Source organism: Paraburkholderia sp. RL18-101-BIB-B (assembly GCF_046026985.1).
Taxonomy (GTDB): Bacteria; Pseudomonadota; Gammaproteobacteria; order Burkholderiales; family Burkholderiaceae; genus Paraburkholderia.
On the sequence record NZ_JARESV010000003.1, the window covers coordinates 334,997 to 353,126 of the forward strand.

Consider the following 18,130-nt stretch of genomic DNA (forward strand, 5'->3'; position numbering starts at 1 on the left):
AAATTTTCTACAATGGACAGACCGCTGCGGCGAGCGCCGACAGCGCGCGTTACGCCAAAACGGGCGCACCGAGACGCCCGTCCTTCGATCGGAGCGAAGATGAGCGAACCGTCCCCCGATGCCGTGCGCCGTGATCAGGCGGGCTGGATTTTCCTGCACACTGAAGGCGAGCCGTACGATCGCGGCGAGCAACACGGCCAATTGCTCGCCGGCGAAATCCGCAACGCGATCCACACCGCCCGCTATCTCGCGAAGTGGGACACCGGCGAAGACTTCGAGACCTTCGTCAACGCCGCCGTTTCCCAGTTCGCCAATAAACTCGACACCGAGTTCGCCGACGAAATCCAGGGCATCGCCGACGGCGCACAACTGCCGTTCGCCGAAGTGCTGGCGTGGAACGGCTACATGGATCTGCTGCAAAGCTGGTGGCCGACCCACGCGTCGCAGAAGCAGCCGAACCTCGGCGTGAAGCCGTGGCGCGGACGGCGCGGGCATCATTGCAGCGCGTTCATCGCCACCGGCCGCGCGACCCGCGACGGCCGCATCGTGATGGCGCATAACTCGTGGGACCGCTACGCCGCCGGCGACGCGTTCAACGTAGTCTTCGACATCGTGCCGGACCAGGGCAATCGCATCCTCATGCAAGGCTTGCCCGGCTGCATTTCCAGCCTTACCGATTTCTGGGTCACCGCCGCCGGGCTGATGGTGACGGAAACCACCATCTCCAACTTCGTCGGCTACAACGCGGCCGGCGCGCCCGAGTTCTATCGTTCGCGGCGCGCGTCGCAGTACGCGAACAGCATCGGCGAATGGTGCGAAATGTTCGCCATCGCCAACAACGGCGGCTATGCGAATAGCTGGCTGCTTGGCGACGCCAAGACCGGCGAGATCGCGCGCTACGAACTGGGCCTGCACTTCTCCGGATTCGAGAGCACCAAGGACGGTTTCTACAGCGGCTATAACACCGCGACCGACCTGAAGATCCGCAATCAGGAATGCCTCGGCGAAGGCGAGGACTATACGGACGTGCGCAAGAACGGCGCGCGGCGCCTGCGCTTCATGCAGCTCGAAGAAATGCATCACGGCAAGATCGACGTGGAACTGGCCAAGGAGATGATCGCCGATCATCACGACGTCTACCTCGACCGCAACGACAACCCCTGCTCGCGAACCATCTGCGGGCATCTGGAACTGGACGACGCGCGCTTTGGCGGCACCGATCACGGACCGTTCAATCCGTGGGGCGCCAACGACGGCAAAGTGGTCGACAGCGAAATGGCGCGCGAGATGGCGTTCAGCGCGCGCTGGGGACATCCGTGCGGGCGGCCGTTCGACGCGCAGGCGTTCATGAAGCGGCATCCGCAGTGGAACTGGCTGAACGGTTATATGCGCGACCGGCCGTCGTGGCCGTGGACGCGCTTCGACATACTGCGTTAGAACGGCGTCGGCCGCACTGCAACATGCCGTAGTACGACCGTTCGCGACGGCGCTGCTGCGTTGTTGCCGGGTTTCTGCCATTATCTGAAATCTACAATACCGTTTTGCCGCAAATGTGCGCGCCCTACAGATTTTGCGCATCTAAGATGGAAGATGCGAGTTAGCCGCCGACTGCGACACCTCGGCAACACCGCGTGTAGCATGCGCCGTCCTTTCGACGCGGGGACGGCACAGCGCTTGCTCAACTGTCAGCGCCGCATGAGCTTAGGAGGTCGGGCGATGAAAACCTCGACACTGTTGACCATGGTGACGCTGTCAGCCTCGTGTTTTGCCGCGCCGGTTCACACCGCGCCGGACGGCACGAACGCCAATAGTCTTGCCGAACGCGCCAACGCAGCACCCGTCGCCCCCGCGGCGCCGGACGTCGCCGCCACGGACGATAATCGTCCGCAACAATGGCAACATATCGCGCTGCCCAAATCGCGGCATCTCGATCGAAGCTTTACCGGACAGAACGAGCATTTGCAGACCTGACGCCGGCATGTGCAGATGTACGCGCCGGTTGTATGCGTGAGACTTCGTGGCCCTGAAACGGCGACGATGGCGAGCGCGGCTGTGCACTTTCTAAAGCGATAAGTAACGGGTCGCGCAGGCTGTGGCTCCTGATTCAGCGGCAACACTCACGTCCCCAGTACCCATCACGTCCAACCGTATCAACAGGAGCGCTTGCATGACCGCATCGGCTATTCCCGGCGAATCGATTGACCTGCAGATCACCGACCTTCTGAGCGAAGTCCAGTTTCCGACCTACAAGGACGCGCTGGTCGACGCCGCGCGCGAAGCCGGCGCGAGCAACGAAGTGCTGTCGATGCTCGACGGCTTGCCGGAACAGGATTACGCCGACGTGGCTTCGGTGACGCGCCTCATCAGCGGCAATTACGGTCCGGGGCTCGGTGCATGAGCGAGGAACCGGCTTCATCGCCGACTGGTTCGCGCCCGCCGTCCCTTCCGCTTTCGCTTTCGTCAGGGCAGAAGCGCGGTTCCGACTGGATTTATCGCTCGCCGCAGACGGCCGGTGTGAGCGGAATCGAACGGATCGAGGCATTCTTTCATCAGGCCGGCTACGCGATGCACCGGCACGATACCTATGCGATCGGCCGCACGCTGGCCGGGGTGCAGAGCTTTCGCTATCGCGGCAGCACCCGCAACAGCTTACCGGGCGGCACGATGGTGCTGCATCCCGACGAACCGCACGACGGCCAGGCCGGCACCGGCGACGGTTTTCACTACCGCATGATCTATGTCGATCCGGCGCTGTTCCAGCAGGCGCTCGGCGGCAAGCCGCTGCCGTTCCTGGAAGGCGGCCTGTCGAACGATCCGCGCCTGTTCGCCGCCACCGAGAGCCTGCTGCGCGCGATGGACAGCGCCATCGACCCGCTCGAACAGGACAGCGCGCTCTACGATCTGGCCGTCGCACTCGACACCGTCGCGGGCGCGCCGGATACACCGCGTCCGGTGGATTACCGCGCGGCGACCCTGGCGCGCGACTACCTGCTTGCGTCGCTCGATCGCGCCGTCACGCTCGACGAACTCGCCGCCGCCGCGGGCCGCGACCGCTGGAGTCTGTCGCGCGATTTTCGCGCGCTGTTCGGCACCAGTCCGCATCGCTATCTGACCATGCGGCGTCTCGATCTCGTGCGGCAACTGGTGCTCAAGGGTGTGTCGCTCGCCGACGCCTCGGCGGCAAGCGGCTTTGCCGATCAGAGCCACATGACGCGGCACTTCAAGCACGCCTGGGGCGTCGCGCCGGCGCAGTGGCTGAAGATGCTCGGCTCGCCGGCGCCCGGCGCGCGCTGAGCGAAGGCGCGCCGGATCGTACCGCGCCGCACAAGCGCGCACAAACGTTCAAGACCCGGCCCCGGCTTGCGCCGTACGCTCCTGCCTGACACAACCGCTCAGGAGGAGCACTGCGATGTCCGACGCACAGATCACTCAACGGCCGTATCAGGCCATCAACTTCGCCGAAAAACTGCGGCTCTTCAACGACCAGTGGCAAGCACGCGTGGTCGCCGAAATGAACGACTATCAGTTCAAGCTGGTGCGAATCGAAGGGGATTTCATCTGGCACGAGCACGCCGATACCGATGAAACCTTCATCGTGCTCGACGGGCAATTGCGCATCGACCTGCGCGATGGTTTCGTGCTGATTTCGGCGGGAGAAATGTTCGTGGTGCCGAAGGGCACCGAGCACAAACCGTACGCCGAACGCGAGGTGAAGCTGCTGCTGATCGAGCCGCGCGGTGTGAAGAATACCGGCGAGGAAGTCAGCGAACGGACGGCGGCGAACGACGTGTGGATTTAGGCAATCAATCTCGCAGTTCGCCGCGGCGTCGGCCGGCACGTGGCTCATCTACGAGATTCGTCCGCGCGGCTCGCGCACGTAATAAATGTCCCATTCGCTTTCGCCGGTTTTGACGAAGCCGTGGCGGCGATAAAAACGGTTCGAGTCGCTGTCGCGCAGCGCGCCTACTTTGATCGGCAGCGATTTCGAATCCGCCTGCGCGAACAGTTCGGCTAGTACCGCTTGCCCGATTCCCCTGCCTTGCTGCGTGGGGACGATGTAGAGATGGTCCAGCACGAGGTGATCGGCCAGGGACCTGAACAGCACGAATCCGGCTTGCGCGCCGTCGATCAGAATGAACCGGCAAAACGCCGGATCGAACGATGCAACGAAGCGCTCGCGAGCGCGCACCGGATCGAAGCGGCCGACACGCTCCAGGCTTTCGCGCATCGCGGCGATGCGGATGTGCACGAGCGTGTCGATGTCGGCGAACGTCGTGTCGGCGAAACTCAGGTTCATGCGGTTCGGCTCTCTGGGTAGTCTTATCGTTATCGAACTCGTGCGGCTGCACGAGGCTCGAATCGAAGAAGATAACCCAGTCGCGCACGTCTCGGCCGAAAACCCTAACGCCGCACCTCACTCGCCAACGCCCCTCGCGCGCCAAATCAAAACGGCGACGACGCCGCGATCCGCGAGCGCGCGGACTTGTGCGAAGGACGCGCAGCGTCGGCGGCCAATTCCGGCAGCGACAAGTCGTCCATGTCCGCAACAACCTTTGCCGACTCGGTCACGGAACGCGCCGGCGCCACGGTGCGCGGATCGCGCGCCTGCCGGCCCGGCTGCTGGAAATACTCGACGAGGTGATCGATGAAAGTGCGCACCTTCGCCGGCAAATGCAGGCGGCTCGGATAGGCGATCGTGATTTCGATCTGCGGCAAACGGTAGTCGCGCAGCAGCGGCACGAGTCGCCCGGACGCCAGGTCACGGCCGATCAGATAGCTCGGCAGGATCGCCACGCCCATGCCCAGCAGCGCGAACTGCCTGAGCATCTCGGTATTGTTCGCGACGATCGCATTCGTGGGGCGCACGCGGACTTCGCCGTTCGGTCCGGTGAACACACGCTCCTCGCCGCCCTGTTCGGCCGGCCGGCTCAGGCACGGATGCGAGAGCAGATGCTCGGGCCGGGTCGGCGTGCCGTGCTGCGCCAGGTAGGCAGGCGTCGCGCAAACCGTCAAGTAACCGGTGGTCAACCGCCGTGTGACGATGCTCGCGCTGCGCATGTGCCGCGCCACCAGAATGCCGACGTCGAAGCCCTCTTCCACCAGATCGACATGGCGATCCGCGAGCGTGACATCGGGCACGACATCCGGATAACGCGCGGCATAAGACTGCACCACGGGCGCGAGGCTGTGCAGCCCGAACACCACCGGCGCGACGATGCGCAAAGTGCCGACCGGCTCGTGATTGCGCGCCACCACCATCTGCTCCACGCCTTCGAGGTCATCGAGAATGTGGCGCACGCGCTCCAGATACGTCGTGCCGGACTCCGTCAGCGACAGGCGGCGCGTGGTGCGATTGAGCAGGCGCGTGCCGAGGCGCGCTTCCAGATCGGCGACATGGCGTGTGACGACCGCGGTGGAAAGGTCCAGCGCGCCGGCCGCGCCAACGAAACTGCCGAGGTCGGCCACTTTGACGAATACGCGCATCGACTGCAATTGGTTCATTGGACGACTCCTGCCTCGGTAAAGCCGGGCCGGCGCACCCCTCGCGCCTGTGTCGACCCGTGCGGCAAGGCGCGCGCGGGTTTGCCCAACGATCCGATTGTATCGACCCGATCATGTCCCAACCCTGACCTGAACATGACAATCCGGACAGGTTTGCGAGGCGTTCCCGTCACCTTCGCGGACGTATGGCGGGATTTATTGCGAGCATTATTGCGAATTTCGACTAGGTATAAACCCTAGTATTCTGGTAACATAGCGCCCGAAAGTAATCAATCGCTATCGCTATGACACACCGTTTTCAGCTTTTCGAAAAAATCGCGTTCTCGCTGGTCTGCTGGTCCGCCGCGGCCTGTTCGGCCTTCATCGCTTATGAACGCTGCCCGGATATCAAGGTGGTCCTGCACGTGGGCAAAGAAGTGCTGCGCTACAGCGGTCAGTATTCGTACGTGTGCGCGACGCCGGTTGCCGACGCCTGCACCCAGTTGCCGACCAACTGATCGCGCGTTTCAACGCGCTTACGCGTTGCGCCCGAACACCACGCGCGCGAAAAATCCCGCCAGCACCGTTTCAGCCATCTCCGCCGGGACGTTCTGCGGGTCGACCGTGTAGAAGAACTGCACGCCGTCGCACAACCCCATCAAGCCGATCGCCAGCGTCTCCGGCGGCATCAGCATCGGCGTGCCGACTCGCGCCGAAAACTCGCGAATATACGCGCTCATTTGCTCGAGCTTCTCGTGCACGAATGCGTTAAAGCGGATCCGGAAGCGGCCGTCGCGCACCGCGAGCAGCTTCGCCTCCACCCACAGCAGGAAACACTTGTTCTCGCGATGCAGGTTGCTGTAGTAGCGCAGCACGCGCTCCTCCGCTTCCTCACGCGATGCCGCGCTCGCGAAAATGGCCTGCAGCCCCGCCTGCATGATCTCGTGGTCGCGCCGCAGTAGTTCGAGAAACAACTCGCTCTTGCTGCGGAAGTTCGAATAGAACGCGCCACGCGTATAGCCCGCCGCCCCGGCGATGTCCTCGACACTCGCCGCGACAAAGCCTTTCTTCATAAAAATCGCTTGCGCAGCGTCGAGCAGACGCTCGCGCGTCTGGTCCTTGCTCTGCTCGCGTGTCAGTCGTTGCCGTTTCATGGGCGCAAGTCTAGCACTGAAAAGAATTCCAATTCACCTCAACATTCAAATACAGGTGTGTATTAGAATGCACATCGTCATTCTGAATCAGTCGCGTATGCCAATTGCATGAACGGCCAGCGCGTCTTCGCTGGCGGGCCGCTGCGGCTTGCCCTGTTCGTTCGCTGTCTCGAGTTGGGGTAATTGTGAAGCGTCCCGGTCTTCCCGCATCGTTCGCGCTGCGTCCGCAGTCCCATCGGTATCGTCATCGCGCGCGCCTGCGCCGCGCCGCATTCGTGCTGGTTCTGGCCGGCGTCGTCACGCTGGCCGCGTGTTCGAAGAAAGAAGCCGCGGCGCCCGAGCCGCGTCCGGTGGTGGCCGTCGCCGTGCGTGCGGACGGCAGCGCCATGCAGGCGGCGTCCTTGCCCGGCGAGGTGCAGGCGCGCTATTCGACGCCGCTGTCGTTTCGCGTCGGCGGCAAGATCGTCGAGCGTCGCGTGCGTCTCGGCGATGTCGTGAAGAACGGACAGATCGTCGCCCGGCTCGATCCGGCGGACGCGCAGAAGAATGCCGCGAGCGCGCAGGCGCAGCTCGCCGCCGCGCAACATGCTCTCGTGTATGCGAAGCAGCAACTCGATCGCGATCAGGCACAGGCCAAAGAAAACCTGATCGCGCCCGCGCAACTCGAGCAGACGACCAATGCGTACGCATCCGCCGTCGCGCAGCGCGATCAGGCCGCGCAGCAGGCGGCGTTGTCGAAAGACCAGTTGCAATACACCACGCTCGCCGCCGATCACGCCGGCGTGATTACCGCCGAACAGGCCGACACCGGCCAGAACGTCTCCGCGGGCCAGGCCGTCTACAACCTCGCGTGGAGCGGCGACATCGACGTGATGTGCGACGTGCCGGAAAGCGCGCTCGCCGCGCTCTCGGTCGGGCAAACCGCCAACGTCACGCTCGCCGCGCTGCCGGGACGCAAGTTCAGCGCGCGCGTGCGCGAACTGTCGCCCGCCGCCGACCCGCAAAGCCGCACCTATCGCGCCAAACTCACGCTCGAGAATCCCGGCCCGGACGTGCGCCTCGGCATGACCGCCGATATCGAACTCGCCGCGCAAGCTAACGCCTCGGCTACTCGGCACGGCTCGTTCACCGTGCCCGCCACCGCGCTGTTCCACGACGGCACGCAACCCGCCGTGTGGATCGTGCGCGCCGCGGATAACGCGCTGGAACTGCGCCGCGTGACCGTCACGCGTTACAACGAACGCACCATCGTGATCGGCCAAGGCCTCAAGGACGGCGAACGCGTCGTGCTGCAAGGCGTGCATACGGTGAGCGCCGGCGAAAAAGTCCGCGCGATCGCACCGCTGCATCCCGAGGACTTCGCTTCATGAGCACCACGCATGAAGAAGGACGCTTCAACCTGTCCGCATGGGCGCTGCGCCACCAGGCGCTGGTCGTTTTCCTGATCGCGCTCGCGACCGCCTTCGGCATCCTCGCCTATACGCGGCTCGCGCAATCCGAAGACCCGCCCTTCACGTTCCGCGTGATGGTGATCCGCACCTTCTGGCCGGGCGCCACCGCGCGCCAGATGCAGGAACAGGTCACGGACCGCATCGGCCGCAAATTGCAGGAGACGCCCGCCATCGATTTCGTGCGCAGCTACTCGCGCCCCGGCGAATCGCTGATGTTCTTCTCCATGAAGGACTCGGCGCCGGTCAAGGACGTGCCCGAGACCTGGTATCAGGTGCGCAAGAAAGTCGGCGACATTGCGGCGACGCTGCCGCAAGGTATTCAAGGCCCGTTCTTCAACGACGAATTCGGCGACGTCTACACCAACATCTACACGCTCGAAGGCGACGGCTTTTCTCCCGCGCAACTGCACGACTACGCGGACCAGTTGCGCACGGTGCTGCTGCGCGTGCCGGGCGTCGGCAAGGTCGATTATTTCGGCGACCCGGATCAGCACATCTACATCGAGATCGCCAACACGCAACTCACGCGCCTCGGGATCTCGCCGCAGCAGCTCGGCCAGGCCATCAATTCGCAGAACAGCGTGTCGCAGGCCGGCACGCTGACCACCACGGACGACCGCGTGTTCGTGCGCCCCACCGGCCAGTTCAAGGACGTCAACGCGCTCGCCGACACGCTGATCCGCATCAACAACCGCTCGTTCCGTCTCGGCGACATCGCCACGATCAAACGCGGCTACGACGACCCCGTCGCCACGCAAATGCGCGCCGGCGGCAAGGCCGTGCTCGGCATCGGCGTGACGATGCAGCCGGGCGGCGACGTGATCCGCCTCGGCAAGGCGCTCGATCAACAGATGGTGCAGTTGCGCCGTGCACTGCCCGCCGGCTTGCAACTGGTCGAAGTGTCGAGCATGCCGGACGCGGTCGCGCATTCGGTCGACGACTTTCTCGAAGCCGTCGCCGAAGCGGTGGCGATCGTACTGGTGGTGAGCCTGGTTTCGCTCGGCGTGCGCACCGGCATGGTGGTCGTGATTTCGATCCCGGTGGTGCTCGCCGTCACCGCGCTGTGCATGTATCTGTTCGATATCGGCCTGCACAAGGTGTCGCTCGGCACGCTGGTGCTCGCCTTGGGACTGCTCGTCGACGACGCGATCATCGCGGTCGAGATGATGTCGGTGAAGCTGGAGCAAGGCTGGAACCGCACGCGCGCGGCGGCCTATGCGTACACCAGCACCGCGTTTCCGATGCTGACCGGCACGCTCGTCACCGTCTCCGGCTTTCTGCCAATCGCGTTGGCCAAGTCGAGCACCGGCGAATACACGCGCTCGATCTTCGAAGTGTCGGCGATCGCGCTGATCGCCTCGTGGCTCGCCGCGGTTGTGCTGATTCCGCTGCTCGGCTATCACCTGCTGCCCGAGCGCAAACGCGAGGCGCACGAAGCACATCTGCCCGACGATCACGAGCACGACATTTACGACACGCGTTTTTACCGGCGCCTGCGCGGCTGGGTCGGCTGGTGCATCGAGCGGCGCTTCGTCGTGCTGGCGATCACCGTCGTGCTGTTCGTGCTGGCCATGGCGGGTTTCACGCTGGTGCCGCAGCAGTTCTTCCCGAGTTCGGACCGTCCCGAGTTGCTGGTGGATGTGCGGCTGCCCGAAGGCGCGTCGTTCGAAGCTACCTTGCGTGAGGCCGAGCGGCTCGAAAAAGCACTGGTGGGCCGTCCGGAAATCGATCATACGGTCGACTTCGTGGGCACCGGCGCACCGCGTTTCTATCTGCCGCTCGATCAACAATTGCCGCAGCCGAATTTCGCGCAGTTCGTGATCACGGCGAAGTCGGTGAAGGATCGCGAAAAACTCGCGCAATGGCTCGGACCGGAATTGCGCAACCACTTCCCGGCGATTCGCACGCGTCTGTCGCGCCTCGAGAACGGGCCGCCGGTTGGCTATCCGGTGCAGTTCCGCGTGAGCGGCGACGATATCGCGACCGTGCGGTCGATCGCCGATCGCGTAGCCGCGACCATGCGTGCGGACCGCGGCACCAGCAACGTCCAGTTCGATTGGGACGAACCCGCCGAGCGCTCGGTGCGTTTCGAAGTCGATCAGAAAAAAGCGCGCGAACTCGGCGTGAGCTCCGACGACATTTCGAGCTTCCTTGCGATGACGCTCTCCGGCTACACGGTCACGCAGTACCGCGAACGCGACAAACTGATCAGCGTCGATCTGCGCGCGCCGAAGGCCGAACGCGTCGACCCCGCGCAGCTCGTCACGCTGGCCATGCCCACGCCGAACGGTCCCGTGCCGCTCGGTACGCTCGGCCATTTGCGCAACGACCTCGAATACGGCGTGATCTGGGAACGCGACCGTCAGCCGACCATCACCGTGCAGTCCGACGTCGCGCCCGGCGCGCAAGGCATCGACGTCACGCATGCGGTGGACAAAGCGCTGAGCCAGATTCGCGCTACTCTGCCGGTCGGCTACCGGATCGAAATCGGCGGCTCGGTCGAGGAAAGCGGCAAAGGCCAGACGTCGATCAATGCGCAGATGCCGATCATGATCATCGCCGTGCTCACGCTGTTGATGGTCCAGTTGCAAAGCTTCGCGCGCGTGCTGATGGTCGTGCTAACCGCGCCGCTCGGGCTGATCGGCGTGGTGCTCACGCTGCTGCTGTTCGGCCAGCCGTTCGGCTTTGTCGCGATGCTCGGCGTGATCGCGATGTTCGGCATCATCATGCGCAACTCGGTGATTCTGGTCGATCAGATCGAGCAGGACATTGCCGCGGGGCATAAGCGCTTCGATGCGATCGTCGGGGCGACCGTGCGGCGGTTCCGGCCCATTACGCTGACCGCGGCGGCCGCCGTGCTCGCGCTGATTCCGCTGTTGCGCTCGAACTTCTTCGGCCCGATGGCCACCGCGCTGATGGGCGGCATTACGAGCGCCACGATCCTCACACTGTTCTATCTGCCCGCACTGTACGCCGCGTCGTTCCGCGTGCGTGTCGATGAACGCGAGCCGCAGACACCGTCCGCGTCCGGCGCGACGCATACGGGGAATTGAGCATGGCCACCTTCGCACTCTCCCGATACCCGCGCATCGCCGCGCTCACCGGCATGGCATGCGCGCTTGCCGCTTGTTCGTTCGGACCGAGCGGCGAGCCGCCCGCGATGCCGCAACCCGCGCACTATGGCGCTCAGGATCAACCGACGCAAACCGTGCCCGCACAAGGCATCACGCAACAGTTCGTGCTCGGCGCGAAGCCGGTGCCCGAATGGTGGAAGCTGTATCGATCGGACGCGCTGAACGCGCTCGTCGATGAAGGCTTGCGCAATAGTCCGACGCTCGCGGCGACGGACAAGAGCCTCGCCGCCGCGCGTGAGCAGTTGCGCGCGCAGATCGGCAGCTCGATGTTGCCGACCATCGACGCCGGTGGCCAGGTGACGCGCAATCGCGCGCTGGCGATTCCCGAGATCGGGCCGAACACGTTTCTGTACAACGTCTTCGTCGGTCAATTGCAGGCGCACTATACGTTCGACCTGTTCGGCGCGGCGCGGCTGGCCGACGCGGCGCTCGCCGCGCGCGTCAACGTTCAGGCGTATCAATTCGACGCCGCGCGTCGCGCGCTGGCCGCCAATATCGTGACCGCGGCGATCACCAGTGCCGCGCTGCATGCGCAGATCGAGACGACCGAACGGCTCGTGACGATCGCCAACGATCAGGCGCGCGACACGCAGCGGCGCTATGCATTAGGCGCGGTCTCGCATGCCGATCAGTTGAACGCGCAACAAAGCGCGGCCAGTCTGTCCGCGAGCTTGCCGGGCCTGAAGCAGCAATGGCTGACCACGCGCCACGCGTTGGCGGTGCTGCTCGGCCGCACACCGGACGCCGCGCCGGACGATCTCGAACTCGCGCAACTGCATGTGCCTGAGCAGGTGCCCGTCGTGGTGCCATCGGAACTGCTGCGCGCGCGTCCCGACATTCAGGCCGCCGATGCCGCCTTGAAAGCCGCGGCTGCCGACGTCGGCGTCGCCACCGCGCAGATGTTCCCAAGCCTGTCGCTCAGTGCGTCGATGGGCCAGGGCGGCTTTAGCTGGCCGGTGGCGCTCTCGGGCGCGGGCGCGATCTGGAGTATCGGTGCGTCGCTGTCGCAGCCGCTGTTTCATGGCGGCGCCCTGTTCGCGCAACGGCGCGCGGCGATCGACACGTATGACGCCACGGTCTCGCAGTACAAGCAGACGGTGCTGACCGCGTTCCAGAACGTCGCCGACACGCTCGCCGCGCTCGAACACGACTCGCAGGCGCTGGACGCCGCGAATATTGCTGCGCGCTCGGCGCAAGGCATCTTCGACGAAACCTCGGGGCGTTATCGGTTGGGTGCGTTGCCGATCGCGTCGGCGCGTTCGAGCGAGCAGCAGTTGCGCAACGCGCAACTCGATGAGATCCGCTATACGAGCGCGCGTCTGACGGATACGGCGGCGTTGTTTCAGGCGATGGGGAATCCGCCGGTTGAGTCGGCGACGGTTTCGGCGGTTCCAGCGGCGAAGGCGAGCGTTGCCGAATAGTCAAGCTGGATTCCTGTGCAGTTCACTGCGGACTTATCCCCACTTTTTGTTGATGAGGCTGTTGAAAACTATCTGACAAGCTGACTAACACCTTGAACTCACGGGGAATTGTGCTGACGGTACGGAATGAACCAGCGGGCGCTGCAGGGCGGTCTTTCTCGGGATAAAGCCACTGAGATGCTTCAACGTTATTCCCCTGCCAGTTGATTCCTGCTGCCTCGCACATATCAGCCCCGCAAGAAGAAGTCGTGGACCGGTCGAGGGTGCGAGCCGTTAAGCTGACGATCGCATGGAAAGCTTTCCAGCCGGCTCCTTGGGGAGCGCCGCGCCGGCTTCAACCATGCGCCCTCGCCGCCCCGCATCAATAAACACTCGCCTCACCCGCCGGCCGATTCTTGAACCGCTTGTGCACCCAATAATATTGATCAGGAATCCGTCGCACCTGCGTCTCGAGAAATTCGGTGATGCGCCGCGCGTCGACGGCCACGTCGTCGGACGGGAAATCGCTTAGCGCTTCGAAGATGCTCAGCTTGTACCCGCGATAATCCGGCAGCACTTCTGTCACGAACGGCACTACCCGCGCATTCGCCGCGCGCGCCATCCGCGAGACGGAGGTCAGCGTGCAGGCCGGCACGCCGAAGAACGGCACGAACACCGAATCCCGCAAGCCGAAATCCATGTCCGCGGCCAGCATCACCGGCTTGCCGTCGCGCAGCACGCGCAACGCTCGCCGCACGCTATCGCTGCGTGGAATCATCTCCGTGCCGAAGCGGCCGCGCTGCCGCTTGGCCATCGCGTCGAGCAGGAGATTCGACATCGGCGTATAGAGCGAAGCGACCGGATGCCGCGTCGAGTACATCATGCAGCCCGCCTCGATACCGACGAAATGGAAGCCGACGAAAATTGTCGGCTGACCCGCCATGTCGGACAGATCGATCGCGCTCTCCACTTCGACGAGGCGTGCCAGCGCCTGCGCATTGCCGAACCATTGCGGCCCGCGCTCGACATAACTGCGAATCACGTGACAGAAGTGCGCGCGCGCCAGACGTTCGCGCGCCTCGTCGCTCATGTCCGGGAAACACAGCTTCAGATTGGTATGCACGACACGCCGGCGCGTGCTGGGAATGCGGTACAGCAACGCGCCGATACCGCTGCCGATTCGCGCGACAACGCTATACGGCAGAAAGGCAAATGCGCGCAGCAGACCTGTCATCAGACAGATCAGGATTCGACTTTTCACAAGGCGGGACCCGGTGGATGCTGGATGGCAAACACGTCGGCCGCGGCAACCTCAACATTGCCAGCGGACGAAGTGGCATGCGCGCGCGTCATACCGGGTCTCGCGCGGCGCGGGGGTTCGAGAATGGACGTCTCGCTCGAGGCGAGATGCAGTGGTGCTGGAGACCGAAACCGGTTAGGGATCAGGCGTCCTTCAGGACCCTTGATAAAAGCACCGCCGGTGTGATTAGAACACACCGCGCATGCCGGGCACACAATCTGCTGGGTGGCCCACCCGACAAGCGGCGCGAAAACCGCACCGGGCGGCGCTTTCCTGCTCTTTCAAAACCTTGCGTGGGCGGGGCCGCAAGACTCACACGGCCCGCAAATCTCCGTTGCTTTCCAAGGGTATCCCCTGGAGAACATCACGGCTTGTTCGATTCGAACAGATCCATGATTTGCTTCTTCTCGTTCGACGAGACACTCGGCGGCGGCACCGCCGGCGGAGTCATGCCCGCCGGGCCCACGCCGCCGACCGCATCGCTCACGCCGGCGGTCGGATTCGCGGAATCCAGACCGATGCTGGCCACGAAACCATTGCCCGGCGTCATGTCGGTATAGAACAGCTCGCCGTCGACCGAGGTCACGCCGTCCGGCTGCGCCGGTTCGCCTTGCGGCACTCCGCGCAACGCGCGCTGCATGTATTCCACCCAGATCGGCAACGCCAGCTGCGCGCCGAATTCGCGGCTGCCGAGGCTCTTCGGCTGGTCATAACCCATCCAGGCCACTGCCACGAGCGACTGCTGATAACCAGCGAACCAGCCGTCCTTCGCGTCGTTGGTCGTACCCGTCTTGCCCTGCAAGTCCGAACGATGCAGCGCGTTGGTGCCCGCGCCCGTGCCGGCCGTCGCCACCGAATGCAGCAGGCTGTTCATGATGTACGCGTTACGCGGTTCGAGTGTACGCGGCGCATCGCGTCCAGCGGTCAGCGGCTGCGCTTTGGAGAGCGGTTCGCCGCGCGCGTCGGTCACCTCGTTGATCAGATACGGATTGATCCGGAAGCCGCCGTTTGCGAACACCGAATACGCGCCCGCCGACTGCAGTGGCGTGACGAGGCCCGCACCGAGCGCCATCGGCAGATACGGCGGAGTCTTGTCGGCGTCGAAACCGAAACGCTGCGTGACGAAGTCTTGCGCGTACTTGGTGCCGATGAACGACAGAATACGGATCGACACGAGGTTCTTCGACTTCTGCAACGCGAGACGCAGCGGCATCGGACCGTCCGGCTGGTCGTCGTCCTTCGGCTCCCACGCGTCGCCGCCCGGCGTGCTCGACGGGAAATACAGCGGCGCGTCGTTGATGATCGTGGCCGGTCCGAGACCCTTGTCGAGCGCGGCCGAATAGATGAACGGCTTGAAACTGGAACCCGGCTGACGCCACGCCTGCGTGACGTGGTTGAACTTGTTCTTGTTGAAGTCGAAGCCGCCCACTAGCGCGCGAATCGCGCCGTCCTGCGGCGTGAGCGACACCAGCGCGCCTTCCACCTGCGGCAATTGCGTGATCTGCCAGTTGCCCTTGTCGTCGGCAACCAGACGCACGATCGAGCCTGGCTTGATCTTCGTGGCCGCCGTGGCGCGCGCGCTCAACCCGCCCGCCACGAAGCGCAGACCGTCGCCGCTGATCGTCACCTGCGTGCCGTCCACCAGTTGAGCCTTGACCTGCTTCGGACTCGCGTCCGTCACCACGGCGGCGATGATCTCGCCGTTGTCGGGGTGATCGGTGAGCGCGTCGTCGATGGTCTGATCGCGGTCGTCGCCCGGCGCGGGCAGTTGCACGAAACCTTCCGGCCCGCGATAGCCGTGGCGCCGCTCGTAATCCATCACGCCCTTGCGCACCGCGCGATAGGCGGCGTCCTGATCGGCGGAGTCGATCGTGGTGGTGACGTTCAGGCCGCGCGTATAGGTTTCGTCCTTGTACTGCGCGTACATCATCTGCCGGACCATTTCGGCGATGTACTCGGCATGCACGCTATATTCGTTGCCCGGATTCTTGGTGTGAATCTCTTCCTTCACGGCCTGATCGTACTGATCCTGGCTGATGTATCTCAGCTCGAGCATGCGCCGCAGAATGTACTCCTGACGGATCTTCGCGCGCTTCGGATTGACCACCGGGTTATACGCGGACGGCGCCTTCGGCAAGCCGGCCAGCATCGCCGATTCCGCCAGCGTGATGTCTTTCAGATCCTTGCCGAAGTACACGCGCGCGGCCGCCGCGAAACCATAGGCGCGCTCGCCCAGATAAATCTGGTTCATGTACAGCTCGAGAATCTGATCCTTGGTCAGCGCGCGCTCGATCTTGTACGCGAGCAGCATTTCGTAGATCTTGCGCGTGTAGGTCTTCTCGCTCGAAAGGAAGAAGTTGCGCGCCACCTGCATGGTGATCGTGCTCGCGCCCTGCGACGCGCCGCCGTGCGCGAGGTCGGCAAAACCGGCGCGCAGAATGCCCAGGAAGTCGACGCCGCCGTGCTCGTAGAAGCGATAGTCTTCGATCGCGAGCACCGCTTTTTTCATCTGATCGGGAATGTCCTGGAAGCGCACGAGACTGCGCCGCTCCTCGCCGAATTCGCCGATCAGCACATGGTCGGCGGTATAGACCCGCAGCGGCACCTTCGGACGATAGTCGGTCAGCGCGTCGAGCGACGGCAGTTGCGGCCCCATCACCACCAGCGCATAGCCGACGATCAGCGCGCCCACCACCGCGATGGTCGCAAGCAGGCTCGCGAACCAGACGGCAATGGTCGCGCCGAGGGAACGGCGGCCGGCCTCGGCGTCGCGCGAAGCTGCATTGCGTCCTGGAGTGCGTTGGTAGGAATCCCGGTCTTCACCAGACGGAGAATTGGATGAATGCGGTCGTTTGATGATTGGCATGACTGGAGTAGTGGGCGCATGACTGAACGCCTTTCTGCATGCGCTCCTGGCGCACACATGGATCGTGATCGAGCATCGTAGCCTGAGGCGCAAACCACCGCACGGCCCTTTGCCCCCGGCCGGCCGCACGGCGCGCCTGGACCGGGCCCGGCGCAACGTAACAGCGCATTTTAAAAGAAATCACGCGCGGTCCAAGTTAGTTTTTTTGTAAGAATTCCCTTCGCGCGAAAGGAGTCTGTAGTTCCGGGCAGTCTTGCGAGCGTTTTCCACGTGGCCGGAGTTATACACAGAAAATGTTGAAAGGCCTGTGGACAAGCCGCCCGCAAACGCTACAACTCATTGATGTCACGGGATTTTCATGTCGCGCCCGTTCCGCATCGGGGCTACTCGTCATATGATGGACTCGGCGCGCGCTAACACCCGCTCGCGCCACGGCGTCCGCCAAATGCACGCTTTGAACCGCCCATGCCAACAAGTATGCGAGCCGACTATGAACAAGCCCAGCGAACGCATCGTCGTATTCGTCACAACCGCGCAGAAACGCGCGATCACTTCCACCGCCGAGAATCTGGGGATTAGCGTCAGCGAGCTGATGCGCCGCGCGGTGTTGAGCTTCGGCGCAACCAGCGAGCAGGTGAAAGCGGCGAGCATCGTCGACCGGTTGCGCGCGCCCCGCGCGCCGGACGCGCTCGACGCCGCGCTGCAACGGGTCGCGCGCGGCACGCGGCATGCGCGCGCCGCATTGCCGCCGGCTTTACAAACGCGCGGCGACCGCGCGACAGGGGCGTCCGCGGATAGCGCGGCGGGTTCCAATGCGCCGGCGCCGGCTGCGAACGTGTTGCCGGGTGCGCCAGCACGGCAAGCAGAGGCTGAACTCGCGCCGTTGTTGCCGGCAGGTCTGGCCGCTGCCCTCGCCGCCGGCATCGACGAGGAAGCCGCGGCAACCGCCGAAGCCGTCGCGCGCATGGCAGCGGCCGAAGCAGCTTCGGCGGAAGGATCCACGCCCCAGCAAACCGATCCGGAAGCGCAATTGCGCGGCGTGCTCAAACGCCCGCGCCTCGACACCCCACGCGACGACGACGATCCGCTCGGCGATCCGAGCACAAAAGGCGGCCGTTTCGCGTAGTGGGCACGTGCGCCGCATATCGCACGACGTGTGGCGACGCGTTGCATATCGTTACATCGGCGTCATTCAAAATGCGCGAGCTTTCGGCATTGCAAGCTTGGCATTCACCGAGCGATTGGCAGCGGCTGTTGCGCATTGAAAATACCGTCGGCATAGGCGTCTTTAGTGTCGTTGAATGCACGGCTACTGGACGTATTCAGCCCGACTCGCTTGCGGTG

15 protein-coding genes are annotated in these 18,130 nt (G+C 64.1%); 10 read left to right on the forward strand and 5 right to left on the reverse strand.

All coding sequences use genetic code 11. The features are described from left to right. Positions 1-99: 99 nt before the first annotated feature. From P0D73_RS07355 to P0D73_RS07375, 5 genes are all read left to right on the forward strand, one after another. The gene (locus P0D73_RS07355; protein WP_132374215.1) at positions 100-1,437 is read left to right on the forward strand and encodes a C45 family autoproteolytic acyltransferase/hydrolase; all 1,338 of its coding nucleotides are present in this window, start codon (positions 100-102) and stop codon (positions 1,435-1,437) included. 279 nt (positions 1,438-1,716) lie between these two features. Next, on the forward strand, positions 1,717-1,971 hold the full coding sequence (locus tag P0D73_RS07360) for a hypothetical protein (protein ID WP_132374214.1): 255 nt from the start codon (positions 1,717-1,719) through the stop codon (positions 1,969-1,971). Positions 1,972-2,167: 196 nt separating this feature from the next. Further along, positions 2,168-2,398 carry a DUF2795 domain-containing protein gene (locus P0D73_RS07365; protein WP_132374213.1) on the forward strand — a complete coding sequence of 77 codons (231 nt, stop codon included), beginning with the start codon at positions 2,168-2,170 and terminating at the stop codon, positions 2,396-2,398. Further along, positions 2,395-3,294, forward strand: a complete 900-nt coding sequence (locus P0D73_RS07370; RefSeq protein WP_207915626.1) for an AraC family transcriptional regulator — start codon at positions 2,395-2,397, stop codon at positions 3,292-3,294. Before P0D73_RS07365 ends, P0D73_RS07370 begins: the two co-directional genes overlap by 4 nt. Before the next feature lie 115 nt (positions 3,295-3,409). Beyond that, positions 3,410-3,799: a cupin domain-containing protein gene (locus P0D73_RS07375; protein WP_132374212.1), complete on the forward strand. Its 390-nt coding sequence runs from the start codon at positions 3,410-3,412 to the stop codon at positions 3,797-3,799. Positions 3,800-3,847: 48 nt separating this feature from the next. Here P0D73_RS07375 and P0D73_RS07380 read toward each other — a convergent pair whose 3' ends face one another. Both P0D73_RS07380 and P0D73_RS07385 read right to left on the reverse strand, forming a co-directional pair. Next, positions 3,848-4,297, reverse strand: coding sequence for a GNAT family N-acetyltransferase (locus tag P0D73_RS07380; protein WP_408287381.1), 450 nt, complete (start codon positions 4,295-4,297; stop codon positions 3,848-3,850). Between the two features lie 146 nt (positions 4,298-4,443). Beyond that, the gene (locus P0D73_RS07385) at positions 4,444-5,502 is read right to left on the reverse strand and encodes a LysR family transcriptional regulator (RefSeq protein WP_408287384.1); all 1,059 of its coding nucleotides are present in this window, start codon (positions 5,500-5,502) and stop codon (positions 4,444-4,446) included. A gap of 284 nt (positions 5,503-5,786) precedes the next feature. Between P0D73_RS07385 and P0D73_RS07390 the strand changes: the two genes are divergently transcribed. After that, complete coding sequence (locus tag P0D73_RS07390) at positions 5,787-5,999, forward strand: hypothetical protein (protein WP_132374209.1); 213 nt, start codon at positions 5,787-5,789, stop codon at positions 5,997-5,999. 18 nt (positions 6,000-6,017) lie between these two features. Here P0D73_RS07390 and P0D73_RS07395 read toward each other — a convergent pair whose 3' ends face one another. Further along, positions 6,018-6,635 (reverse strand): TetR/AcrR family transcriptional regulator, encoded by a 618-nt coding sequence (locus P0D73_RS07395; protein ID WP_408310870.1) that lies wholly within the window; start codon positions 6,633-6,635, stop codon positions 6,018-6,020. 218 nt (positions 6,636-6,853) lie between these two features. Here P0D73_RS07395 and P0D73_RS07400 point away from each other — a divergent pair, with 218 nt between their 5' ends. From P0D73_RS07400 to P0D73_RS07410, 3 genes are read left to right on the forward strand one after another with little or no spacing between them, the layout of a single operon-like run. Next, positions 6,854-8,005 carry an efflux RND transporter periplasmic adaptor subunit gene (locus P0D73_RS07400; protein ID WP_408430838.1) on the forward strand — a complete coding sequence of 384 codons (1,152 nt, stop codon included), beginning with the start codon at positions 6,854-6,856 and terminating at the stop codon, positions 8,003-8,005. After that, entirely contained in the window at positions 8,002-11,139 is a 3,138-nt protein-coding gene (locus P0D73_RS07405) for an efflux RND transporter permease subunit (protein ID WP_408430603.1), read from the forward strand. The genes P0D73_RS07400 and P0D73_RS07405 overlap by 4 nt, the downstream gene beginning before the upstream one ends. A 2-nt stretch (positions 11,140-11,141) precedes the next feature. After that, the gene (locus P0D73_RS07410; protein ID WP_408430606.1) at positions 11,142-12,641 is read left to right on the forward strand and encodes an efflux transporter outer membrane subunit; all 1,500 of its coding nucleotides are present in this window, start codon (positions 11,142-11,144) and stop codon (positions 12,639-12,641) included. Positions 12,642-13,002: 361 nt separating this feature from the next. Here the strand turns inward: P0D73_RS07410 and P0D73_RS07415 are convergent, their stop codons facing one another. Both P0D73_RS07415 and P0D73_RS07420 read right to left on the reverse strand, forming a co-directional pair. Beyond that, positions 13,003-13,881, reverse strand: a complete 879-nt coding sequence (locus P0D73_RS07415; protein ID WP_459252072.1) for a lipid A biosynthesis lauroyl acyltransferase — start codon at positions 13,879-13,881, stop codon at positions 13,003-13,005. A gap of 403 nt (positions 13,882-14,284) precedes the next feature. After that, complete coding sequence (locus tag P0D73_RS07420; RefSeq protein WP_408430609.1) at positions 14,285-16,786, reverse strand: penicillin-binding protein 1A; 2,502 nt, start codon at positions 16,784-16,786, stop codon at positions 14,285-14,287. 490 nt (positions 16,787-17,276) lie between these two features. Between P0D73_RS07420 and P0D73_RS07425 the strand changes: the two genes are divergently transcribed. Then, a complete protein-coding gene (locus tag P0D73_RS07425) occupies positions 17,277-17,912 on the forward strand; it encodes a hypothetical protein (RefSeq protein ID WP_408430612.1) in 636 nt (211 codons plus the stop codon). Positions 17,913-18,130 lie beyond the last annotated feature (218 nt).